At 67.8% G+C, this 21547-nt stretch carries 21 protein-coding genes and 1 pseudogene; 11 read left to right on the top strand and 11 right to left on the bottom strand.

The genetic code is table 11. The features are described 5' to 3' along the window. Positions 1-328 precede the first annotated feature (328 nt). From V6M56_RS00975 to V6M56_RS00960, 4 genes are all read left to right on the top strand, one after another. Positions 329-1393 carry an ABC transporter ATP-binding protein gene (locus V6M56_RS00975; protein ID WP_332680698.1) on the top strand — a complete coding sequence of 355 codons (1065 nt, stop codon included), beginning with the start codon at positions 329-331 and terminating at the stop codon, positions 1391-1393. 14 nt (positions 1394-1407) lie between these two features. Continuing rightward, a complete protein-coding gene (locus tag V6M56_RS00970; protein WP_332680697.1) occupies positions 1408-2538 on the top strand; it encodes an ABC transporter substrate-binding protein in 1131 nt (376 codons plus the stop codon). A 146-nt stretch (positions 2539-2684) separates the two neighbouring features. Further along, positions 2685-3515: an ABC transporter permease gene (locus tag V6M56_RS00965; protein WP_442881048.1), complete on the top strand. Its 831-nt coding sequence runs from the start codon at positions 2685-2687 to the stop codon at positions 3513-3515. Next, positions 3515-4327 carry an ABC transporter permease gene (locus V6M56_RS00960; protein WP_442881047.1) on the top strand — a complete coding sequence of 271 codons (813 nt, stop codon included), beginning with the start codon at positions 3515-3517 and terminating at the stop codon, positions 4325-4327. Before V6M56_RS00965 ends, V6M56_RS00960 begins: the two co-directional genes overlap by 1 nt. A gap of 18 nt (positions 4328-4345) precedes the next feature. Here V6M56_RS00960 and V6M56_RS00955 read toward each other — a convergent pair whose 3' ends face one another. Then, positions 4346-4996 carry a hypothetical protein gene (locus V6M56_RS00955; RefSeq protein WP_332680694.1) on the bottom strand — a complete coding sequence of 217 codons (651 nt, stop codon included), beginning with the start codon at positions 4994-4996 and terminating at the stop codon, positions 4346-4348. Positions 4997-5051: 55 nt separating this feature from the next. Continuing rightward, complete coding sequence (locus V6M56_RS00950) at positions 5052-5363, bottom strand: hypothetical protein (RefSeq protein ID WP_332680693.1); 312 nt, start codon at positions 5361-5363, stop codon at positions 5052-5054. 129 nt (positions 5364-5492) lie between these two features. Here V6M56_RS00950 and V6M56_RS00945 point away from each other — a divergent pair, with 129 nt between their 5' ends. Then, positions 5493-5747, top strand: a complete 255-nt coding sequence (locus V6M56_RS00945) for a hypothetical protein (RefSeq protein WP_332680692.1) — start codon at positions 5493-5495, stop codon at positions 5745-5747. Between the two features lie 35 nt (positions 5748-5782). Next, entirely contained in the window at positions 5783-6055 is a 273-nt protein-coding gene (locus tag V6M56_RS00940) for a hypothetical protein (RefSeq protein WP_442881046.1), read from the top strand. A gap of 2 nt (positions 6056-6057) precedes the next feature. Here V6M56_RS00940 and V6M56_RS00935 read toward each other — a convergent pair whose 3' ends face one another. From V6M56_RS00935 to V6M56_RS00910, 6 genes are all read right to left on the bottom strand, one after another. Continuing rightward, positions 6058-7446, bottom strand: a complete 1389-nt coding sequence (locus V6M56_RS00935; protein ID WP_332680690.1) for a M20 family metallopeptidase — start codon at positions 7444-7446, stop codon at positions 6058-6060. A 101-nt stretch (positions 7447-7547) separates the two neighbouring features. Then, complete coding sequence (locus V6M56_RS00930; protein WP_332680689.1) at positions 7548-8534, bottom strand: ABC transporter ATP-binding protein; 987 nt, start codon at positions 8532-8534, stop codon at positions 7548-7550. Beyond that, on the bottom strand, positions 8531-9508 hold the full coding sequence (locus tag V6M56_RS00925; protein WP_332680688.1) for an ABC transporter ATP-binding protein: 978 nt from the start codon (positions 9506-9508) through the stop codon (positions 8531-8533). The genes V6M56_RS00930 and V6M56_RS00925 overlap by 4 nt, the downstream gene beginning before the upstream one ends. Then, positions 9505-10416, bottom strand: coding sequence for an ABC transporter permease (locus tag V6M56_RS00920; RefSeq protein WP_332680687.1), 912 nt, complete (start codon positions 10414-10416; stop codon positions 9505-9507). The genes V6M56_RS00925 and V6M56_RS00920 overlap by 4 nt, the downstream gene beginning before the upstream one ends. 2 nt (positions 10417-10418) lie before the next feature. Continuing rightward, complete coding sequence (locus V6M56_RS00915) at positions 10419-11336, bottom strand: ABC transporter permease (RefSeq protein ID WP_332680686.1); 918 nt, start codon at positions 11334-11336, stop codon at positions 10419-10421. Positions 11337-11480: 144 nt separating this feature from the next. Beyond that, positions 11481-13007: an ABC transporter substrate-binding protein gene (locus V6M56_RS00910; protein WP_332680685.1), complete on the bottom strand. Its 1527-nt coding sequence runs from the start codon at positions 13005-13007 to the stop codon at positions 11481-11483. Between the two features lie 166 nt (positions 13008-13173). Between V6M56_RS00910 and V6M56_RS00905 the strand changes: the two genes are divergently transcribed. Together V6M56_RS00905 and V6M56_RS00900 are read left to right on the top strand one after the other, a co-directional pair. Further along, positions 13174-14145: a LysR family transcriptional regulator gene (locus tag V6M56_RS00905; protein WP_332680684.1), complete on the top strand. Its 972-nt coding sequence runs from the start codon at positions 13174-13176 to the stop codon at positions 14143-14145. Then, positions 14142-15593 carry an SNF2-related protein gene (locus V6M56_RS00900; protein WP_332680683.1) on the top strand — a complete coding sequence of 484 codons (1452 nt, stop codon included), beginning with the start codon at positions 14142-14144 and terminating at the stop codon, positions 15591-15593. Before V6M56_RS00905 ends, V6M56_RS00900 begins: the two co-directional genes overlap by 4 nt. A gap of 110 nt (positions 15594-15703) precedes the next feature. Here the strand turns inward: V6M56_RS00900 and V6M56_RS00895 are convergent, their stop codons facing one another. After that, entirely contained in the window at positions 15704-15916 is a 213-nt protein-coding gene (locus V6M56_RS00895) for a hypothetical protein (protein ID WP_332680682.1), read from the bottom strand. Between the two features lie 161 nt (positions 15917-16077). Here V6M56_RS00895 and V6M56_RS00890 point away from each other — a divergent pair, with 161 nt between their 5' ends. Next, positions 16078-16839, top strand: coding sequence for an SDR family NAD(P)-dependent oxidoreductase (locus V6M56_RS00890; RefSeq protein WP_332680681.1), 762 nt, complete (start codon positions 16078-16080; stop codon positions 16837-16839). 69 nt (positions 16840-16908) lie between these two features. On the opposite strand, the gene puuE is transcribed toward V6M56_RS00890, so the two are convergent. Continuing rightward, a complete protein-coding gene (gene puuE / locus V6M56_RS00885; RefSeq protein WP_332680680.1) occupies positions 16909-18330 on the bottom strand; it encodes an allantoinase PuuE in 1422 nt (473 codons plus the stop codon). A gap of 74 nt (positions 18331-18404) precedes the next feature. Beyond that, positions 18405-18758 (bottom strand): hydroxyisourate hydrolase, encoded by a 354-nt coding sequence (gene uraH, locus V6M56_RS00880; RefSeq protein ID WP_332680679.1) that lies wholly within the window; start codon positions 18756-18758, stop codon positions 18405-18407. 152 nt (positions 18759-18910) lie between these two features. Between uraH and V6M56_RS00875 the strand changes: the two genes are divergently transcribed. Then, the gene (locus V6M56_RS00875; RefSeq protein WP_332680678.1) at positions 18911-20161 is read left to right on the top strand and encodes a urate hydroxylase PuuD; all 1251 of its coding nucleotides are present in this window, start codon (positions 18911-18913) and stop codon (positions 20159-20161) included. Positions 20162-20477: 316 nt separating this feature from the next. Beyond that, positions 20478-21547, top strand: a pseudogene (locus tag V6M56_RS00870) (hypothetical protein); the annotation flags it as partial.

Here is a 21547-nt window from a genome sequence, read left to right as displayed (position 1 = left end):
GCTGACCGGCTCTTCCCGAAGACGCTGCGCTGCCCCGCCGAATCCGCGGCGCATCCGCCCCGGCTCCGATATGCGCGAGCATGACGCGAAAATTTTTCTCCGCACAAGGCCCCCACCATGGCGGTGGCTCGCTCGCTCGGCAGGCAGCCGCGCCACCGGCCCCCTTCACAAAGCTGTTGCACGCGGGTGCAACTGTCCGCTACGCTTATTCCAAGCGAGACCGAAAATGGATATTTTATTCCATTCTGTCGGGATAAGATCGCGAGAGGGAGAAGGCGTTTTGCAGGCGGCTCGGCAACACGGTTTGCGTTCCGGCGAGGCCATCAGCGTGCGCGACCTGCACGTCGGCTACGGCAGCACGCGCGTCCTGCACGGCGTCGATCTCGACTTTTCTCCCGGAAGCTTCACGGCGCTGCTCGGTTCCTCCGGCTGCGGCAAGACCACGCTGCTGCGCTCGCTGAGCGGCTTCGTGCCGGTCCAGTCCGGCTCGATCATCGTCGGCGGCAAGGATGTCGCGGCGCTGCCGCCGGAGAAGCGCGGCATGGCGATGGTGTTCCAGTCCTACGCGCTCTGGCCGCATATGAGCGTGCTGCAGAACATCGGCTACGGGCTGAAGCTGCGCGGCGTGCCGAAGGCGGAGATCGCCGCCAAGGTCGCGGCGATGCTCGAATTCCTCGGCCTGCCCGGCTATGAGGACCGGAAGGTCACGGCGCTCTCGGGCGGCCAGCGCCAGCGCGTCGCGCTCGGCCGGGCCCTGGCGATCGATCCCGGCATCCTCTTGCTCGACGAGCCGCTCTCCAATCTCGACGCCAAGATCCGCATGACGATGCGCCATGAGATCCGGGCGATCCAGCAGCGCCTCGGGCTCACCGCCGTCCATGTCACCCATGATCGCGAGGAGGCGATGACCATGGCCGACCGCCTGGTCATCATGGAGGCGGGGCGGATCGCACAGGTCGGCACGCCGGAGGAGATCTACGACCGCCCGGCCAGTGCCTTCGTCGCCAATTTCATGGGGGCGGAGAACATCCTGCCGCTGCGGGTCGAGCATTCCGGAGACAGCGCGTCGCTCACGGCCGGGGACGCCGTGGCCGAACTGCCGCCGGCGCTGCGCGATGCCCTGCCGGCCGGCCGGGCCGTCGCCTATTTCCGCGACGATGTCGCGCGGCTCGACGCGGCCGATGCGCCGGCGTCGGGCGATCTGGTGATGACGGGCCGCGTCGCGGCCCGTGCCTATCCGGGTGGGGTCTACCGCTATCGCGTGGAGACCGGCGATTGCGAGATCACGGTCGACGACGTCACCCGTCACGAACTCGGAACGAAGGTCGGGCTGCGCATTCCCGTGCAGCGCCTTCACATCTTCCCGGCATCCGAGGCCGGGATCGCTGCCTGACAGGGGTTGATCACATGCGCACGCTCACGATTGCCTGTTCGATCGCAGCGCTGATGGCGGCGACGCCGCTTTCGGCGCAGACGCTGAATGTCGCCACGGCCGGCGACCAGAACATGGTCGACTATGTGAAGGACTATCTCGGGCCGATGTTCGAGAAGTCGCATCCGGGGGTGAAGGTCGTCTCGGTCGGGACCGGCCCCGGCGATGCCGGCTCCCAGAAGATCTTCGAGAAGCTCGACGCCCAGAAGGCCTCCGCCGCCACGGATTTCGACGTCGTCGTGATCCACCAGAAGGCGGCCGGCACGATGGTCAAGGAAGGCCTGCTCGCCAAGTATACCGACAAGGTCGAGACTGCGAAGCTGGTCTCGAGCGAGGCGGCGAAGAACGCGCTCGGCTCCGACGTCTCGGGCTATGTCCTCCCGATGTTCCAGTCGCAGACGGCGCTGGCCTATAATGCCGACCTGCTCAAGACCCCGCCGAGCAGCTACGCGGAGCTCAGGGACTGGGCCAAGAAGAACCCGAAGCAGTTCGGCTATAACGGCATCAAGGGCGGCATGTCCGGCGTCGCCTTCGTCACCGGCTGGGTCTACGCCTTCGGCGGCGATGCCGAGAAGCTGATCAAGGGGCCCTATGACCCGGCGGTGAAGGCCAACTGGGACGGCGCGCTCGCCGAGCTCAAGGACTTCAACAAGAACGCCGTCATCACCCCCGGCAATGCCGGCACGCTCGACATGCTGAACCGCGGCGAGATCGCCATGGGGCCGGTCTGGGTCGACATGTTCTATTCCTGGCAGGCCGACGGCAAGCTGCCGCCGAACATGAAGCTGAAACTCGCGGCGCCGGGCATGCCGGGACAGCCGATGTACTACGCCGTGCCGGAGAAGACCGCGCATCGCAAGCTGGCCGAGGAGTTCATCGCCCTCGCCACCAGCCCGCAGGTCCAGGCCGACGGCATCGTCAAGCGGTTCAACTGGTATCCGGGCATCGACGCCAAGAACCTCGAGGGCAAGCTCGACCAGGCCGCCTGGAACAAGCTGTTCACCGACATCACCCCGGCGGACCTCGCCAGCAAGGGCAAGTCCTTCCCGATCGCGCCCTATTTCAACGACATTCTCGAGAGCTACGAGAAGAAGGTCGCGAACTGAGCCGTCCTCGTCCGCTCCACCGTCATTGCGAGCGTAGCGAAGCAATCCAGAACCGCATGTTCCGGCCCCTGGATTGCTTCGTCGCTCCGCTCCTCGCAATGACGGATGGCGTTCCCACGCATCACTGATCGGCGATCCTGCCCATGCTGTCTCAACGCCAACTGGCGCTGATCCTGATCGCTCCCGGCCTGTTCCTCGTCGCGGCGCTGTTTCTCTATCCGCTCGGCTTCTCGCTGGTCTCGGCGTTCACGCGGCCCGACGGCTCGCTGACGCTGGAATGGTTCGCCAAGGCCTTCGAGCTCTATTCCGGCGACATCCTCTTCACCATCATCATCGTGGTCACTTCCTGCGTGCTGACGGCGCTGGCCGCCATCGCCATCGCCGGCACGCTGACGCTCGGCGAGAATCCCTGGATCGTCGGCACGCTCAAGCTGCTCTATCGCTGGCCGCTGTTCATCCCGTTCATCGTCGCGGCGCAGTGCATGCGCACCTTCCTCGCCAAGAACGGGCTGATGAACAACACCTTCGTCTCGCTCGGGCTGATGGACCCGCTGAGCGCCATGAGCTTCCTCGACTGGCGCGGCATCATCGCCACCTTCGTCTGGAAGCAGACGCCGTTCGTCGCCCTGCTGCTCGCCGGCGCGCTCGCCTCGATCGACCGCGCGACGCTGGAGGCCGGCCGCAATCTCGGCGCCTCGCGCCTGCGCGTGCTGGTCGAGCTGGCGCTGCCGCAGGTGATGCCGACGCTGCTGGTGGCCCTCGTCCTGTCCTTTGTGACGATGCTCTCGGTGCTCTCGGTGCCGATGATGGTCGCCGGCTCGCAGCCGACCATGCTGACCGTCGACATGGCCTTCCGCATCAACGCCTATGGCGACTACTCGACCGCCAACGCGCTCGGCGTCATCACCTATCTGATCAGCGCCGGCGCGGCGATCCTCTACCTGAAGCGCGGCATGTCCAAGGAGGCTGCGCCATGATGCGGCTCGCCTCGGCCTTTCGGGCGACGCTTGCGGCAGCGGTGCTGACCGCCTTCGCCTTCGTGCTGATCGGCCCGCTCGCCAATCTGGCGCTCTGGTCCGTGGCGGAGCGCTGGTACACGCCCCACAAGCTGCCGGTGACCTATGGCACGCGCTATTGGGAGCAGGTCTTCCGTCCCACCGGCGACGCCATGGCCTCGCTCGGCACCAGCGTCTGGATCGCGGTGCTGACCGTCATCGTCGCGCTCGCGCTGTCGATCCCGGCCGGCTATGCGCTGGCGCGGCTGAAGCTGCCGGCGCGGGCGCTGTTCATGGTGCTCTTCCTGCTGCCGCAGGCGTTTCCGTCGGTTGCGATCTACATCAACGTGGCGCGGATCTTCTATCAGCTCGGCATCAACGGCACGGTGCTGGCGGTCGTGCTGGTGCATGCGGCGCACGGGCTGGTCTATTCGGTCTGGATCGCGGCCGCGGCCTTCGCCGCCGTCGACAAGGATCTCGAGCTCGCCGCCCGCAATATCGGCGCCTCGCCCTTGCGGACCTTCGCCACCGTGACGCTGCCGCTGGCGATGCCGGGCATCATCGCCAGCGGCATCTTCGTCTTCCTTGAATCGCTCGACGAGTTCACCGGTACCTTCTTCGTCGGCGTGCCGCAGGTCACGACCCTGCCGCTGCTGCTCTACAATGCGGCGATGGGCGGCAATTATCAGGTCGCCTCGATCACGGCGCTGATCCTGCTGGTGCCGTCGGTGCTGTTCATGCTGTTCATCGAGCGTTTCCTGCGGGCCGATGTCCTGGCCAAGGTCGGTGCCTGAGGCGCCGGCAAAGAGCGGTCAGTCCGCCCAGGACAGCAGGATCTCGCCGATGACTGGTTTCACCGCCCGGATGTCGGCGTCGCTGGAGGCGAACTCCCGGTCGCCGGATACCCGCTCCAGCGCTGCGCCATTGGCGCCCGGCGTGTCATGGAAGCGCACCAGCAGGCGGCAGCCGCCTCCCGCCTTGGTCAGCTTGCCGCCGCGCCAGTCGGTCGCGGTGCCGGCATAGTCCCAGCCGAAGCCGAGGATGGTGAAGGGGCGGCCATTGGCCTTTTCGACTTCGGCGAGCGTCGTGCCGATGGCGATGCGCGCGCCGTCCGGAGCGAGCACGGCCTGCTGCGAGCCCTCACGAATATAGATCGTGGCGGGGCGGCGGCGCTTGGCGCCGTCATGCCAGGTCAGTTCGATCCGGCGCTTGCGATCGTTCGGAAAGAGGATTGCGCCGGGCTGCTTCTCGCCTTCGCCGACTTCGATCCGGGTCCGGCGGACATTCGCCGCCCCGAAGGCCCGGATCAGCGCCGCTTCGTCGGCATTGCGAGCGAAGGGGCCGCTGCAGGCGATCGGGGAGGGGGCCTGCGCGAACGCCGGCAGGGCGCCGAGTGCCAGCACGGCGGCAAGCGGTGCCGGGCGCAGCCACCGGCGAGTATTCGGGCGATTGGCGAGGCTCATGCGTCAAGCCTAGCGCAGCGTCCGGGTTTGTCACCTGCCCGCCGCGCTCGCTGCGTCAAACCTTCGGCGGCTTCGAGCCGCGGTCGAAGACCGGGGTCGCCTCCGTCGGGCCGGCAGGGTCCCGGCCCGACGGGATGTCCTCGGCGGCGTGCCGGACGGCTTCCTCCTGCTCGGTCAGCCCGTCGACGGTTTCATTGGCGTCGCTGCCGGCATCGTGGACATTGGTTTCGTCGCTGACCCGGCGCCGGTCGCTGCCGACCAGATCGGGATCGGGGCGGACCGAGGCGTCTTCCGGCCGGATGGGATCGGAGGCGATCCGCTCATCCAGCAAGGCGGGGTTCTCGCGCGGCTTGGCATTCTCCGGCATGGCGGCTCTCCTGGCTCGGCTGATGCCGAACCAAGCGCCGAGCGCCGGCATTGTTCCACGCCCCCGGCGGCCGCGCGCGACCGAACTTTCCGGCGCGCGATGCGTTGCGACAGGCAAAGGGAGAATTCGATGATCGCAGAACAGCAGGTCGCAGGTGAACCCGGCGGCGACCCGATGCCGCCGATTCCGCCGCCCGAACTGCCGCCATTGACGCCGGGCGAAGTGCAGCCGGTGCCCCCTGTCGAGTCGCCCCCCGACACGGAGCCGGCCGGGATTCCCACGGACCCGCCGCCCGAGCTGCCGCCGAACGCCCCGCCCGAGACGCCACCGGCGACGCCGGTCGATCTGCCGCCGTCGCGCGATCCGCGCCAGCCGCAGGAGTGAGGCGAGAAGGAGCAAGGCCGATGGGCGCGGCGCCGATCGACAGCGACCTCGACGACATGAGCCGTGAGCGCCTGATCGAAGAGGTCAGGCGCCTGCGCGCCGGTATCCGCGAGCATCGCGATTCGACCGGCCACGACCTGTGCTGGCACCATCCGGAGCTTTGGGGATTGCTGCCGGAGCGGACCCTGCTCGAGATCGCCGTCCCGCCCTGGCCGAAATTCCTGCGCGGCTGCCTGCGCTATCGCGAGAGCCTGGAACGGCAGCGTCCGGACGCTGCCGTCTTCGACCGCGAATATGGCGGGCGCTGAGCTCAGAGCGGCGGCGTGTCGCCTTCGCCGAGATCCCAGTAGAGACCCGCCATCATCGCCAGCCCCTCGCGCGCTATCGCGACCGGCAGGTGCTCGTCGGGTGCATGCTGCGAGCAGCCGGGATAGGAATGCGGCACCCAGATCGTGCGCATGCCGACGATCTCCGAGAAGATGTCGTTGGGCAGACCGCCGCCGAGATTGGGCAGCAGCGCCGGCTTCTTGCCGGTGCTCTTTTCGACCGAGGCGAGCGCCCAATGCACCCAGGCGTCCTCGGGGTCGAGCCTTGTGGCGTTGAAGACCGCATCGCGCGCCTTGGTGACCTCGACCATGTCGAAGCCGTGGCGCGCAAGATGGCGCTGCAGCGCCGGCATGACGTCGTCGGGATCGATGCCGACGACGAAGCGCAGCGCGCAGCGGGCCCAGGCGCTCGGCGGCACGGCGTTGACGGGGGTCTCGGGCACGCCCGACTTCATCGCCAGCACGTCGAAGGAGCACCAGCCAAAGACCTGCTCGGCCGGAGACAGGCCGGGCTCGCCCCAGCTGGGATCGATGGTCGGGCCGTCGGGGCCGCCGTCGATCTCGCAATCGGCCAGCGCCTTGCGCACTGCCGGAGGCAGTTCCTTCGGAACCCATTCATGAATGCGGATCTGGCCGGTCGGCGAGGTGATCGAGGCGATGGCATGGGCGAGCTGGATCGCCGGGTCGGAGAGGATGCCGCCCCAGTTGCCGGAATGATGGCCGCCCTCGCGGGCATTGATCGTCAGGTCGAAGGTGACGCCGCCGCGCGCGCCGAGGAAGAGGGTCGGGCGCTCGGCATTGAGGCGCGGCCCGTCCGAGGCGATGAGCACGTCCGATTTGAACAGCTCCTTCTGCTCGGTGCAGAGCTCGCGCAGGCCCGGCGAGCCGCATTCCTCGCCCATCTCGATCAGGTATTTGGCGTTGAAGCCGAGCTTGCCGCGCGATTCAAGAACGGCGCGCAAGGCGTTGATGTTGATGACGTGCTGGCCCTTGTTGTCGACCACGCCGCGGCCATACCAGCGGTCGCCGCGCTCGGTGAGCGTCCAGGGCGAGAGGCCCTCGCTCCATTGCGCGTCGAGCCCGCGGATGACGTCGCCATGGCCATAGCCGAAGATCGTCGGCAGGGCCGGATCCTCGATGCGCTGCGCGAAGAGGAAGGGACCGCGGGCCTTCGGATGCGTCAGCGTCGTGCAGGTGAAGCCGAGGCCTTCGAGCAGCGGGCGCATCTCCTTGTCGAGGTATTCGCCCAGCACCGGCGCGCGCTCCGGGTTCTGGCTCTCGGTCGGCATGGCGACGAGCCGGGCGAGATCGGTCTTGAAGCTGCCCGAGTCGAAGTAATCCTGGGCATGCGCGATCGCCTTGGCGCGGGTCATGGGGTCGTCTCCTCGCTGAATTTGGCTTGTCTCAGCCCTCATCCTTCGAGACGCCGCTGCGCGGCTCCTCAGGATGAGGGCTGAGGGATTGGGCGGGCATGTCAGGCTGACGCGGTTGCCGCCGGCTCGTCATAGAGATGACAGGCGACCAGCCCTGCCGGGCCCGCCTTCAGCGCCGGCGTCACCGTCTCGCATTGCGGCATCTTCGCCGGGCAGCGTGGGTGGAAGGGGCAGCCCGGCGGCGGGTTGAGCGGGTCGGGAAAAGCGAGGCCAAGGCCGGTCTCGGGGATGCCCTTGCCCGGTTCCGGCGTCAGCACGGAGGCGAGCAGCGCCTTGGTGTAGGGATGGCGCGGCGCCTTGAAGAGCGTCGCAGTATCGGTCAGCTCGACGACGCGGCCGAGATACATCACCGCGACCCGGGTCGCGATGTGCTCGACGACGACGAGGTTGTGGCTGATGAAGACATAGGTCAGGCCGAGCTCGCGGCGCAGGTCGTTGAGCAGGTTGAGGATTTGCGACTGCACCGAGACGTCGAGCGCCGAGGTCGGCTCGTCGCAGACCACCATCTCGGGATTGAGGATCAGCGCGCGGGCGATGGCGACGCGCTGGCGCTGGCCGCCGGAGAGCTCGCGCGGATAGCGATCGGCGAAGCGGCGCGGCAGGCCGACCTTGTCGAGGATGGCGATGGCGCGCTCGCGGCGCTCCTTGCCCGTGCCGATGCCCTGCACCGCGAGCGGCAGCGCCACGATCGAGGCGACGGTGCGGCGCGGGTTCAGCGAGGAATAAGGGTCCTGGAAGACCGGCTGCACCCGCTTGGCCATGCCGAGCCGGCCGAGCTTGCCGACATCCTCGCCGGCGAGCTCGATCTCGCCGCTGGACGGGGGCAGCAAACCGAGCAGCATGCGCGCCAGGGTGGACTTGCCGCAGCCGGATTCGCCGACGATGCCGAGCACCTCGCCCTTGGCGATGGAAAGCGAGACGCCGTTGACGGCGTGGAGCTTGCGCTTGGCCTTGAACAGGCCCTGGCTGACCGAGAAGGAGCGGGTGAGGTCGCGCGCCTCGAGCAGGATCGGGGTGGTCGCGCTCATGCCGCGTCCTCCAGGATGCAGCGCCAGCGATGCCCGTCCGGGCGCTGGCGCAAGGGCGGCTCCTCGGCACAGACCGGCTGAGCGTGCTTGCAGCGGTCGCGGAAGCTGCAGCCCCTGATCTCGCCGACGAGGGAGGGGACGACGCCGGGGATGACGCCGAGCCTGCCGCCGGGCTCGGTGCGGCCGGGCACCGGGATGCAGTCGATCAGCCCTTGCGTGTAGGGATGGCGCGGATTGCGGAAGATCGCCTCGGTCGGGCCTTCCTCGACGATCTGGCCGGCATACATCACGCCGACCCAGTCGGCGATGCGGGCGACGATGCCGAGATCATGGGTGATCAGCACCATGGCGATGCCGAGCTCCTTCTGGAGGTCGGCGAGCAGGCGCAGGATCTGGGCCTGGATGGTGACGTCGAGCGCCGTGGTCGGCTCGTCGGCAATCAGCAGGTCAGGCGAGCACATCAGCGCCATGGCGATCATCACGCGCTGGCGCAGGCCGCCGGAAAGCTGATGCGGATACTGGCCGAGGCGCTGGGCGGCGTTGGCGATGCCGACCTTGCCGAGCAGCAGGATGGCGCGTTCGCGGGCTTCAGCCTCGCTCGCCTTGCGGTGCAGCGTATAGGCCTCGGTGAGCTGGTCGCCGATGGTGTAGGCCGGATTCAGCGCCGTCATCGGCTCCTGGAAGATCATCGCCATGCGGTCACCGCGGAGCGCATTGATCCGCTTGGCGCCGGCCCTGGAGAGATCCTCGCCGGCGAAGGCGAGGCGCTTGGCGCTCTTCTTCGCCGCCTTGGGCAGGAGGTCCATGATGGCGAGCGAGGTCATCGACTTGCCGCAGCCGGATTCGCCGACGAGGCAGAGCGTCTTGCCCTTCTCGACGGTGAAGGAGAGCTCGCGCACCGCATGCAGCGGGCCGCGCGGCGTGGCGATGTCGACGCTGAGGCCGTCGACCTGGAGGATGGCTTCGCTCGTCACGTGCGGCCCTCCGGCGAGATCACGTCGCGCAGGCCGTCGCCGGCGAGGTTGATGGCGAAGATCAGCAGGGCAAGCGCGCTGCCGGGCAGGGCGATGAGCCAGAACGAGAAGAACATGTAGGCTTTGGCTTCCGAGATCATCAGGCCCCAGGAGGGCAAGGGCGGCTGCACGCCGAGGCCGAGGAAGGAGAGCGCCGCCTCGAGCAGGATGGCGCTGGCCGCCTCGAGCGTCGCGACGACGATGAGGTGCGGGGCGATGTTGGGCAGCACCTCGCCGAGGATGATGCGCGCGGTCGAGGCGCCGGCGGCCTGGGCGGCGGCGACATAGTCGAGCGAGCGCACCTGCTGCGTCGCGCTTCGCATCACCACGGCGAAGCGGTCCCATTTCAGCAGGCCGAGCACCAGGATGACGATCCAGAGCGAGGAACCGACGATGGCGACGACCGCCAGCGCGACCAGGATCACCGGCATGGAGAGCCGCGTGGTGACGAGGAAGGTCATGACCATGTCGACCCGGCCGCCGAAATAGCCGGCGAGCAGGCCCATGGTCGTGCCGATCAGGCCGGAGATGATGACGACGCTGATGCCGATCAGCAGCGAGATGCGGGCGCCGTAGATCAGCCGCGAGAGATAGTCGCGCCCGAGCGGGTCGGTGCCGAGCGGATGGAGCCAGTTGCCCTTCTCGTACCAGAAGGGCGGCACATTGCGCGCCGTCAGGTTCTGCAGATAGGGGTCGTGCGGCGCCAGCAGGGGGGCGGCGAGCGCCACCAGGATGAACAGGACGAGCAGGCCGAAGCCGAAGACGAAGGCCTTCTGGCCGAGGAAGCGGCGCAGTAGCTTGCGGCCTTCGGAGAGCTCGGGCGCGTCGGCGACGGAGAGGGCGGTCAACTGCGAGTCAGGAGCTTGCATGGTCAGGCCACCCTGATGCGCGGATCGAGCCAGGCATTGGCGATGTCGGCGGCCAGCGTCAGCAGGACGTAGACCACCGAAAGCAGCAGGACGACGACCTGCATGACCGGGAAATCCTTGTAGGTGATGCTCTGATAGGCGAGGTAGCCCAGCCCATCGAGCGCGAAGATCGTCTCGATCACCACCGAGCCGCCGAGCAGGAAGCCGAGCTGCACCGCCGCCAGCGCCACCACCGGCACCACGGCGTTGCGCAGTGCATGCTTGAAGATGATCTTGCCGGGCGGCAGGCCCTTGGCGCGGGCGGTGCGGATATAGTCGGCCGAGAGCACCTCGATCATGCCGGCGCGGATCAGGCGCATGAAGGCCGGTGCGGCATAGTAGCCGAGCGCGATGGTCGGCATGACATAATGCTGCCAGGTGGCAGAGCCCGAGACCGGCAGCCAGCGCAGCGTGATCGAGAACAGCATCACCAGAATCAGGGCCAGGAAGAAGTTCGGCATGGCCTGGCCGAAGACGGCGACGGCGAGCGCCAGCCGGTCGATCCAGCTATTGGCGTAGATCGCCGCGAGCACGCCGAGCGGGATCGAGATCAGCAGCGCGAAGGCGAGCGAGGTCAGGCCGAGCATCAGCGTCACCGGCATCTTCGCCAGAACCAGGGAGGCGACGTCGGTCTTGAAATAGATCGAGGTGCCGAGATCGCCGCGCAGGGTCTTCCAGAGCCAGTCGAGATACTGGACCAGCAGCGGCCGGTCGAGCCCGTAGGTCTTGCGGATCAGGTCGATATCGGCCTGGTGCGCGCCTTCGCCGGCGATCGCCACCGCGACGTCGCCGGAAAGGCGCAGCAGGAAGAAGGCGATCGCCGAGACCGCGAGCGCGACGAGCAGCGCCAGGCCGAGGCGTTTGAGGATGAAGCCGAGCATGGGGCTTCCTTCGCACTTTGAAGGGTTATGTTCGCCAGGCCCGCGAGCAAGCGGCCCTGGCGTCATGGTCGGCCTTGAGCCGACCATCTCGTGATTGAGGTTCTCGGATCTACGCTTCGCTGCGCCCGAGAATGAGGCTGCGCGTCACTTCCAGCTCATCTCCCAGAAGCGCACCACCTCGTCCGGATAGGCCTTGAAGTTCAGGTCCTTGTTGGCGACGTAGTAGACCGGCAGCGAATAGAGCGGCGCGGCATAGGCCTTGTCGGCGATGATCTTGAGGGCGCCCTTATAGGCTTCCTTGCGCGCTGCCGGATCGACCGAATTATTGCCCTTGTTGAGCAGGTCGCGGACCTGCGGATCGCGGGTGATGTCCTCGCTGCGGAAGGCGAAATAGTTCGGCGTCGCGGCCGAGACGTCGTTGACCGAGAACGAGCCCCAGGTCTGGTGCGTCAGCATCGCCTTGTTGGTGGCGATCTGCTCGCGCATCGCGGCGTATTGCAGGAAGCGCAGATTGGTCTTGATGCCGACGGCCTGGAGATAGCCGATCAGCGCCTCGGTCTGGTTGCGCTCGCGATAGGCGACGATGTCCAGGGTCAGGTTGGGATGGCCGGCTTCGGCCAGCAGCGCCTTGGCCTTGGCAGGATCGTAGCTGTAGCGCGCCGCGCCCTCGTCGGTGCAGCCGAACTGCGAGGGGAAGCAGATGGTGTTGATGACGCGCGAACCCTCGCCGACGATGTTCTTGACCATCGCCTCGCGGTCGATGGCGTGGATGATCGCCTTGCGGACGCGCTCGTCCTTCAGGGCGGGCGAGGGCGTGCCTTCCTGGATGTTCATCTGCATGAAGACGATGCGCATCGTCTCGCCCGAGACGACCTGCAGGGTCGGCACGGTCTTGAGCTGGTCGGCCTGATCCTTGGGCACGTGCATGATCAGGTCGCCGCCGCCCGAGAGCATCTCGGCCATCTGGGTCTGGCGGTCGGGGATGAAGCGGATCTCGATCTTGCCGATCTTGGCCTGCGCCTTCGGCGAATCCTTGAAATAGTCCTTGTTGGTCTCGAGCGTGATCGACTTGCCGGGGACGTAGTTCGTGACCTTGTAGGGACCCGAGCCGACCGGCTTCTCGTTCTGGCCCTTGGGGCCGACCTTCTCGTAGTACTCGTTCGGGTGGATGACGACCGGGCCGGCGAGATACTCGATCGCGGCCGGGAAGATCTCCTTGGTGGTCAGCCGGACCTTGTATTTGTCGAGCTTCTCGGCCTTCCCGATCCAGTTGACGTTGCCCTGGGTGACGACCTTGTTCTCCGGCTTGGAAATGAAGTTCAGCGTGTAGACGACGTCGTCGGCGTCGAACTCCTCGCCATTGTGGAACTTCACGCCCTGGCGCAGCTCGAACTCGATGGTCTTGTCGTCGACCTGCTTCCAGCTCTTGGCGAGCTGGCCCTTGTACTCGTTGCTGACCGGGTCACGGTAGATCAGCGTGTCCCAGACATTGGCGCCGATGATGACGCCGATACGGACATTGTTGAAGAACGGGTCGACGTTCTCCGGCGCCTGGTCATAGGCGAAGCGGATGGTGTTGGCTGCCTTCTGGGCGAAGGCGGGCATCGCTGTCAGCGCCGCGATGGCCGAGCCGGCCAGCGCCAGAGCGATCGTCCTCGTCGGAGTTCTCATTGGTCTTCCCCTCACAACTTCGTTGTCCGTGCTGACACGGCGCAGCCACGGCGTTCGTGCCGCAGTTTCGCTTTGGAGGAAATCTGCCCAAGGATCGCGCTTGCCGCCATAAGAATGAATCGAAGGGATCGTTGCCGAACCGGCAAAGCTTCTCTAAATCCGGCCGATGCAGACAGCGGCTCTCCGATATTTCCTGGCGGTGGCGCGGACCGGCTCGGTCAGCGCCGCGGCGCAGCGCCTGCGGGTGGCGGCCTCGGCCGTCAGCCGCCAGATCGCCAATCTCGAGAAGGAGCTCGATGCGAATCTGTTCGAGCGGCGCTCGCACGGCATGATCCTGACCCAGGCCGGGCAGACGCTGGCTGCCTATGCCCAGCGCCTCGCGCTGGAAGCCGAGCAGGTCGTCAGCGAGATTCGCGAGCTGCACAGCGCCGGCCGAGGGCTGATCCGTCTCGGCGTCACCGAGGGCTTCGCGGTCAGTTTCATTCCCGAGACGATCTACGCCTTCCGCGAGCGGCACCCCGACGTCGCCTTCGACGTCAAGGTGATGTCGCCGCAGGCCGTGACCGAGCATGTTCGCATCGGGGCGATCGATCTCGGGCTGACCTTCGTGCTGCAGCAGGAGCGCGGCGTCGCCATCAACTGGCAATGCGCGGCCCGCACCTACGCCTTCGTCGCGCCGCATCACCCACTGGCGGGAAAGCCGCATGTCGAGATCGAGGACATCTTCGCCCATCCGGTCGCGCTGCTCGACGGCGAGGCGACGGTGCGCAAGATCGTCGACATCTATTTCTCGGCGCGCGGCCTGACCGTCGATCCGGTGCTGGTCTCGACCAATGTCGCGAGCCTCCGGCATTTCTGCAAGCTCGGCGGCGCGGTGATGTTCGCCAGCTCGATCTCCTTCGGCGCCTCGATTCGCGACGGCTCGGTGGTGGCGCTGCCGCTGAGGGACGGCGAGCTGCCGCCGCGCAGCCTGCAGGTGCAGACCATGTCGGGCCGGGCGCTGCCGCGGCTGGTGACGAATTTCCTCGGCCTGCTGGTCGGGCGGCTGCAGGCCGAGGAGGCGGCGGTCGCGGCGGCTGCGCCATTGGCCGGCCATCCCGCCGCCCCGGGCGGCCTGGCGGGAGCGCCGCGGGCATGAGGCGGGGCGGCGAGCCGGGGCAGGGCGCTGCCGAAGTGATGGTGCCGCATCCGCACCAGATCGTGGCGCGCGATGCCATCCTCGCGGCGCGTGCCGCCGGCAAGCCCGGCTTCCTGCTCGGCGACCTGACCGGGCTCGGCAAGACGCTCTCGGCCTGGCTGGCGCTCGCCGCGATGCCGGAAAGCGAGGTGCTGGTGATCTGCCCGAAAGGCGCGATCCCGCAATGGCGGCGGACCATCGCCCATGCCGGCCTGCCGGAAAAGAAGCTGACGCTGATGAATTTCGAGCGCACCAAGTCGCTGCTCGCCCCGCCGCCGGCGAGCAGCAAGCGCTCGACAAGGGCGAAGAACAACGAGCTCGCCAAGCATGGCACGCCGAAGCGGGTCTGGCCGCTGGTGGTGATCGACGAGGCCCACCGCATCCGCAATCCCAACTCGCAGCAGGGGCTGGTCTGCCGGCAGATGGCGGCCGCCGCCGAATTCACGATCTATATGAGCGCGACCGCCGGCCAGGCGCCGCATGAACTGTCCTATCTGGCGCGGCTGCTGGGCGCGGCGGCGGGGCTGCCCGGCGCCGAGCTCGACGGCTTCCGGGCGCTGATGAAGCGGCTGAAGATCGGCCGGGCCAAGGGGCGCTGGAAGAACTGGAGCTGGGAGCCGAACGAGCAGGACCGGCGGCTGATGGCCGACCTGCTCTATCGCGGCGCCAATGCCATCGGCCTGCGCCGGCGACCCGAGGAGATCGCCGGCTGGCCGGAGGTGCAGCGCGAGCTGGCGCCGGTCGGGCTCGATGGCGCCGAGCGCAAGCTCTATGACGCGACCTGGCGCGAGTTCCGGCGCGAGCTCGGCCTAGCCGGCGGCTCGACCCGCAAGCCCGCCGGCTGGGCCGCCGATCTGCGCTTCCGTCAGAAGGCGAGCCTGCTCAGGACGGCGGGTACGGCCGATTTCTGCGAGGACCTGCTCGACAACGACCAGCAGGCGGCGATCTCGGTGGCCTTCCTGGAGACCGGGGCGATGCTGGCCGAGAAGCTCGCGGGCCGGGGCTGGCGCGTCGGCTCGATCACCGGCGAATATTCCGGCGAGGCCAACGAGGCGACCCGGATCGCCTTCCAGACGGGCCAGCTCGATGCCGTGATCTTCACCGTGACCGAATCGATCTCGCTGCATCGCGGCGAGATGCCGGGCGGCGAGCGCGAACGCTCGCTGGTCGTCCACGATCTGCGCCACAGCGCCATCCAGCTCCAGCAGATCGAGGGCCGCTGCCACCGCGACGGCCAGCACGCGACGATCTTCTACACCTATGCCGAGGACACGGTGGAGGAGAAGGTCGCGGCGACGGTGCTCGCCCGCATGGCGGCGATGGAAGGGCTTGCCGGCGACGAGACGGCGCTGATCGAGGCGATCGCCGGCGAGATCGAGCGCGCGGCGCTGGCGCGCGAGGCGGCGTGAAGCCGAACTCCTGCGTCATTGCGAGCGAAGCGAAGCAATCCAGCCTCATAGAACTCTATGGCCCCTGGATTGCTTCGCTTCGCTCGCAATGACGGGGAGGAATGGCGAGCTCAGTTCATCTGCGTGCGCGGCGGTTCCTCGCGCAGCGGCTGTTCGGGGCGCGGCTCCTCGCGCGCCGGCTCGCCGATGCGCTTGGCCTCACCGACGAGGCGCTCCGTCGCGCCGACGACATTGTACCAGGCGCTGCGCGTATAGGCGCCCTGATGGACGATCGCGTCGTAACCGATGGCGATCACGGCGATCAGCAGCAGAATGCGGAACATGGGTCCCCCTCATCGAGAATCTTCGCCGGACAAACGTCCCGGGGCGCGGGCAGGTTCCCCGGAGCGGCCATCGGGCGGCCGGTTGACCGGGCCGGCGCGGCGTTGTCCCCTCCGGCGCGGAAAGCCAGGAAACGCTTCAGTGGGCTGCGGGAGAGAACGGCATGTTCGGGGATCTGAGCGGCAAACGGGTGCTGGTGACCGGCGCCTCGTCCGGGCTGGGAGCGCATTTCGCCCGGTTGCTGGCGGAACGGGGCGCCCATGTCGCCGCCGCGGCGCGGCGTACCGACCGGCTCGCCGCCTTGGCGCGGGATTGCGAGAGCCTGCCGGGGCGGATCGTGCCGCTGGCGCTCGATGTCGGCTCGGTCGCGGCGATCGAGGCTGGGATCGGCGAAGCTGCGAAGGCGCTCGGCGGGCTCGACGTGCTGGTCAACAATGCCGGCGTCGCCGAGACCGAGCGGGCGCTCTCGGTGAGCGAGGCGCAATGGGACCAGCAGCTCGACGTCAACCTGAAGGGCTGCTTCTTCGCGGCGCAGGCAGCGGCCAAGGTGATGGCGGAGCAGCCGGAGGGCGGGGTCATCGTCAACATCGCCTCGATCCTCGGCGAGCGCGTCGCGGTCAGCGTCGCGCCCTATGCGATCTCGAAGGCCGGGCTGGTCCAGATGACCAAGGCGCTGGCGCTGGAATGGGCGCGGCACAAGGTGCGCGTCAACGCGCTGGCACCGGGCTATGTCGTCACCGACATCAACCGCGAATTCTTCGCCGGCGAGGCGGGCGAGGCGCTGAAGAAGCGCATCCCGATGCGCCGGCCGGGCGAGCTTGCCGATCTCGACGGGCCGTTCCTGCTGCTCTGCTCGGACGCCGCCCGCTACATGACCGGCGCGGTCGTCGCCGTCGATGGCGGGCACCTGGTCAGCGGGCTGTAGGGGACGGGGCCACCACTGTCATTCCGGGGCGACGCGCAGCGGCGAGCCCGGAATGACGAAGGAGAGCTGTCAGCCCGGCAGCAGCTCCCTCAGTCTGATCAGAGCGATCTTCTCGACCTGCGCCAGCGCGGTCTCGAACTCCTGCTCCGGTGTGCTTTTCAGCCGCGCCTCGAAGGCGGCGAGGATCGCGTCCTTGCCCAGCCCCTTCACGGCGAGGATGAAGGGGATGCCGAAACGGGCCTTGTAGGCCTCGTTCAGCGCGGTGAAGCGGGCGCGCTCGTCGCTGGTCAGCCGGTCGAGCCCGGCCGAGCCCTGTTCGCCGGCCGATTCCGGCGTCAGCTCGCCCGCCGCCGCGATCCTGCCGGCGAGATCGGGATGGGCGGCGAGCAGCGCCTTCTGCCTGTCGCGCGGGCTGGCGCGCAGCACCTTCAGCATCGCCCGGTGCAGCCCTTCGGCATTGTCCTGCTCCGGCCCGATCCCGGACGCATGGGTCGCCTCGGCGATCCAGGGCGAATGCTCCCAGACCCGGCCGAAGACCTCGACGAACAGCGCTCTCGGCACGGCAGAGGGCCGGTAGCCGCCGGCCGGTGGATGCCGTCTGATCCAGTGGCGGGCGATGTCGAGCCTCGTCGCGATCCAGACGCGATCATGGCTTGCGACATAGTCGAGGAAGCGCGCCAGCGCCGCGGCGCGGCCGGGCCGGCCGACAAGGCGGCAATGCAGGCCGACCGACATCATCTTCGGGGCGGTTTCCCCTTCCGCATAGAGCGTGTCGAACGAGTCCTTGAGATAGGCGAAGAACTGGTCGCCGGCATTGAAGCCCTGTGGCGTGGCGAAACGCATGTCGTTGGCATCAAGCGTATAGGGCACGGCGAGCTGCGGGCCATGCGGGCCTTGGAGCCAGTAGGGCAGCTCGTCGGCATAGACGTCCGCCGTGTAGAGGAAGCCGCCTTCCGCCATGGTGAGCGGAATCGTGTTCTGCGAGGTCCGGCCCTGATAGAAGCCGAGCGGGCGTGTCCCGGCGATCTCGCTCTGGATACGGATCGCTTCCTCGATATGGGCGCGCTCGGTCTCTGCCGGCAGATCGCGATAGTCGATCCATTTCAGCCCGTGGCTGGCGATCTCCCAGCCGGCCTCCTGCATCGAGGCGACGATCCCGGGATAGCGCTGGAGCGCCGAGGCGACGGCGAAGACGGTGACCGGCATCTTCCGCTCCGTGAACATCCGCCAGAGCCGCCAATAGCCGGCGCGCGAGCCGTATTCGTAGATCGACTCCATGTTCATATGGCGCTGGCCGGGCCAGGGCGCGGCGCCGACGATCTCGGAAAGGAAGGCTTCCGAGGCGGCGTCGCCATGCAGGATGTTGTTCTCGCCACCCTCCTCGTAATTGATCACGAACTGCACCGCGATGCGAGCCTCGCCCGGCCAATGCGGGTGTGGGGCGTCGCGGCCATAGCCGACGAGGTCGCGCGGATAGGGGGAGGCGTTCATAGGGTGATTCAAGTCCATCTGACGGCGATTCAGGAACGGCCTGCAAGCTGTTGGAAAAGGATTCGTTTTTCGACTCAGCTGCCGCGATAGGTCGAATAGTTCCAGGGCGAGGCGAGCAGGGGGACATGATAATGCCCCTCGGCCTCGGCGATGCCGAAGCGGATCGGCACCAGGTCGAGGAAGGCCGGCTCGGGCAGGGCCGTGCCGAGGCTGCGGAAATAGTCGCCGATGTGGAAGGTCAGCTCGTAGCTGCCGGTCGTCAGCGTGCCGCTCAGCAGCGGCGCGTCGGTGCGGCCGTCGGCATTGGTGAGCGTCTCGGTGACGCGATTGCGCGCGCCGCCCGGAGCGATCCAGTCGAGGGTGATGCGCACCCCCGCCGCCGGCCTGCCATTGACCGTGTCGAGCACATGCGTCGACAGGCGCCCCATGCCTGAACCTTTCGCTGAAGCCGCCGCCGGGCGGCCGGAATGATGCTTGCGTTCCGGAAAAGGCCGAACCTAGTCTGGACGCCGCATGCAAGTTCCATCCCCGAATCCACCCTGTCAATTCGAGCGCTTCGGCCCGGTCGCGGAGCGCCTGCATGCTTGAGGCCTATCTCCTCGAATGGGGCGGCATGCTGCTGCGCTGGCTGCATGTCATCGCGGCCATCGCCTGGATCGGCTCGTCCTTCTTCTTCATCCATCTCGACGCCTCGCTGCGGGCCGCGCCCGACGCACCGCTGAACGAGGCCGGCCAGCCGACGCAGTACCTCGCCTGGCAGGTGCATGGCGGCGGCTTCTACGCGATGCGGAAATATCTGGTGGCGCCCGAGGTGCTGCCGAAGGAGCTGACCTGGCATAAATGGCAGGCCTACTGGACCTGGATCTCCGGCTTCTTCCTGCTGGTCTGGGTCTATTACGCGCAATCCGAGCTCTATCTGATCGATCCGGCGGTGATGGCGCTCTCGCCCTTCGCCGCCGGGGCGATCGGCATTGCGGCGCTCGCCGGCGGCTGGCTGTTCTACGATCTTTTGTGCAGGTCGCCGCTGGGGAAGAACGACGTCGTCCTCGGCCTGCTCGGCTTCGGCTATGTCGTCGCGGCGAGCTGGGCTTTCGCCTCGGTGTTCTCGGGGCGCGGCGCGCTGATCCATACCGGCGCGCTGATGGCGACGATCATGTCGGCCAACGTCTTCTTCGTGATCATGCCGAACCAGCGCAAGACCATCGCGGCGCTGACGGCGGGAGAGCGGCCCGATCCGGCACTCGGCAAGCAGGCCAAGCAGCGCTCGCTGCACAACAACTACATCACCCTGCCGGTGCTGTTCCTGATGCTGGCGAACCACTACCCGGTGACCTACGCCAATTCGGCGGTGATCCCGCTGCTGGTCGCGCTCATCATCGTCGCCGGCGCGCTGATCCGGCATTTCTATAATCTCCGCCATGCCGACCATGCCAGATCGCCCTGGTGGACCTGGGCGGTGGCGGCGCTGGCGCTCTGGCTCGCCTTCTGGGTGGCGATGGCGTCCTCGCCGGGCGGGCGCGCGCAACTCGGGCTGAAGCCGCTCGAACCGGCAAGGACCGTTCAGCTCGCCGGCCTCGTGCCGCCGCCCGCCGAGGTCGCCGACATCGTCACCGGGCGCTGCGCCATGTGCCACGCGCCGGAACCGTCCTGGCCCGGCATCCAGATCGCACCCAAGGGCGTGCTGCTGCATGAGCCCGAACTGATCGCGCGCCAGCGCCGCGCCATCGCGGTGCAGGCGGTGATGACCCATGCGATGCCGCCGAACAACCTGTCGGGGATGACGGCGGATGAGCGCCGCATGCTCGCCGCCTGGGTGGCGCAGAAGCGCTGACTCTCGTCAGAGGCTGCCTCCAGCGCTCATTCTGAGGAGCGAGCGCAGATCGCGTCTCGAAGGATGTTCAGGAGGCTCAGGAGATCGCTGAACCATCCTTCGAGACGCCGCTGCGCGGCTCCCCAGGATGAGGGCTGAGGGGATGGTGCCGCGTCGGTAGTGGCGTGTTGACGCTGCCCGGCGAATCTGAATCGCGCAGTGGTTTCATTCAGTTTCGGTTCACATCGCGCACCGCATCGTCTCGCCCGATCAAATCGGCGTGAGCGGTCTTCCGGGAATCGGGAGGAACGTACGCCCCAGGGACCGGGGGGTCCGCTTGAACGCCTTGAAGCAGGGCGTCAGCTACAAGCTGGCCGCCGCGATGTTCCTTTGCGCCTGGGCGCTGCTGTGCTGGCCCTGGCTTTCCGGGGCGGTGACGATTCCGTTCGATGCCAAGGCGCATTTCCAGGCGCAGATCCAGTTCCTCGCCCAGGCGCTGCATTCCGGCCAGTCGCCGTTCTGGACGCACAACGTCTTCGGCGGCTCGCCGCAGATCGCCGACCCGCAATCGCTGATCTTCTCGCCGGCGATCCTGCTCGCGCTGCTCAACCCCTCGCCGAGCTTCCGGGCGGTCGACGCCTATGTGCTGGCGCATCTGCTCGTCGGCGGCCTCGCCTTGCTGATGTTCTTCCGCGATCGCCGCTGGCATCCGGCCGGCGGCCTGCTGGCGGCGCTGGTCTTCGCCTTCGGCGCCTCGGCCGCCTGGCGCGTCCAGCATGTCGGGCAGATCGCCAGCCTCGCCTTCTTCGCGCTCGCCTTCTGGCTGACGGCGCGGATGCTGCAGCGCGCCTCGCCGCTCTATGGCGTCCTGGCCGGCCTGGCCGCCGGGCTGATGGTGCTCGACCCCGACCAGGTGGCGCTGCTCGGCGCCTATGTGCTCGTCGGCATGGTGGTGGCGCACTGGATCGCCGAAGGCCGGACGGGCTTCCGTACCAGCCTGGCCCCGGTCGCGGCCGCCTGCCTCGCCGGCCTCGCGACGATCGCGGTGCCGCTGCTCTGGACCTGGCTGTTCGCCGAGGCGACGACGCGCCCGGCGGTCGATCTCGTCGAGGCGGGCAGGGGATCGCTGCACCCGGCCTCGCTGCTGACCGCCTTCGTCGGGGACCTGTTCGGCGCCGGCGATCCGGCCGTGGATTTCTGGGGGCCGTACAGCCCGCAATGGGATGCCAAGGAGCTGTTCCTGTCGCAGAACATGGGACAGATCTATGCCGGGGCGCTGCCCGGCCTGCTGCTGATCGCGCCGGGCCTGAGCCGCGGCTGGCTCTGGGACAAGGCGATCCGGCCCTTCACCATCCTGTTCGTGCTGATGGTGCTGTTCTCGCTCGGGCGCTACACGCCGTTCTTCCA

The organism is Allobosea sp., from assembly GCF_036675845.1.
GTDB lineage: Bacteria > Pseudomonadota > Alphaproteobacteria > Rhizobiales > Beijerinckiaceae > Allobosea.
This window is presented reverse-complemented; position numbering and strand designations above follow the sequence as displayed.

Coding starts and splice junctions, on each gene's coding strand:
- V6M56_RS00910 (WP_332680685.1), bottom strand. CDS start 13,007: ATGAGAACTCCGACGAGGACGATCGCTCTGGCGCTGGCCGGCTCGGCC.
- V6M56_RS00895 (WP_332680682.1), bottom strand. CDS start 15,916: ATGTTCCGCATTCTGCTGCTGATCGCCGTGATCGCCATCGGTTACGAC.
- V6M56_RS00900 (WP_332680683.1), top strand. CDS start 14,142: ATGAGGCGGGGCGGCGAGCCGGGGCAGGGCGCTGCCGAAGTGATGGTG.
- uraH (WP_332680679.1), bottom strand. CDS start 18,758: ATGGGGCGCCTGTCGACGCATGTGCTCGACACGGTCAATGGCAGGCCG.
- V6M56_RS00890 (WP_332680681.1), top strand. CDS start 16,078: ATGTTCGGGGATCTGAGCGGCAAACGGGTGCTGGTGACCGGCGCCTCG.
- V6M56_RS00930 (WP_332680689.1), bottom strand. CDS start 8,534: ATGAGCGCGACCACCCCGATCCTGCTCGAGGCGCGCGACCTCACCCGC.
- V6M56_RS00955 (WP_332680694.1), bottom strand. CDS start 4,996: ATGAGCCTCGCCAATCGCCCGAATACTCGCCGGTGGCTGCGCCCGGCA.
- puuE (WP_332680680.1), bottom strand. CDS start 18,330: ATGAACGCCTCCCCCTATCCGCGCGACCTCGTCGGCTATGGCCGCGAC.
- V6M56_RS00875 (WP_332680678.1), top strand. CDS start 18,911: ATGCTTGAGGCCTATCTCCTCGAATGGGGCGGCATGCTGCTGCGCTGG.
- V6M56_RS00945 (WP_332680692.1), top strand. CDS start 5,493: ATGATCGCAGAACAGCAGGTCGCAGGTGAACCCGGCGGCGACCCGATG.
- V6M56_RS00960 (WP_442881047.1), top strand. CDS start 3,515: ATGCGGCTCGCCTCGGCCTTTCGGGCGACGCTTGCGGCAGCGGTGCTG.
- V6M56_RS00935 (WP_332680690.1), bottom strand. CDS start 7,446: ATGACCCGCGCCAAGGCGATCGCGCATGCCCAGGATTACTTCGACTCG.
- V6M56_RS00950 (WP_332680693.1), bottom strand. CDS start 5,363: ATGCCGGAGAATGCCAAGCCGCGCGAGAACCCCGCCTTGCTGGATGAG.
- V6M56_RS00920 (WP_332680687.1), bottom strand. CDS start 10,416: ATGCAAGCTCCTGACTCGCAGTTGACCGCCCTCTCCGTCGCCGACGCG.
- V6M56_RS00915 (WP_332680686.1), bottom strand. CDS start 11,336: ATGCTCGGCTTCATCCTCAAACGCCTCGGCCTGGCGCTGCTCGTCGCG.
- V6M56_RS00905 (WP_332680684.1), top strand. CDS start 13,174: ATGCAGACAGCGGCTCTCCGATATTTCCTGGCGGTGGCGCGGACCGGC.
- V6M56_RS00970 (WP_332680697.1), top strand. CDS start 1,408: ATGCGCACGCTCACGATTGCCTGTTCGATCGCAGCGCTGATGGCGGCG.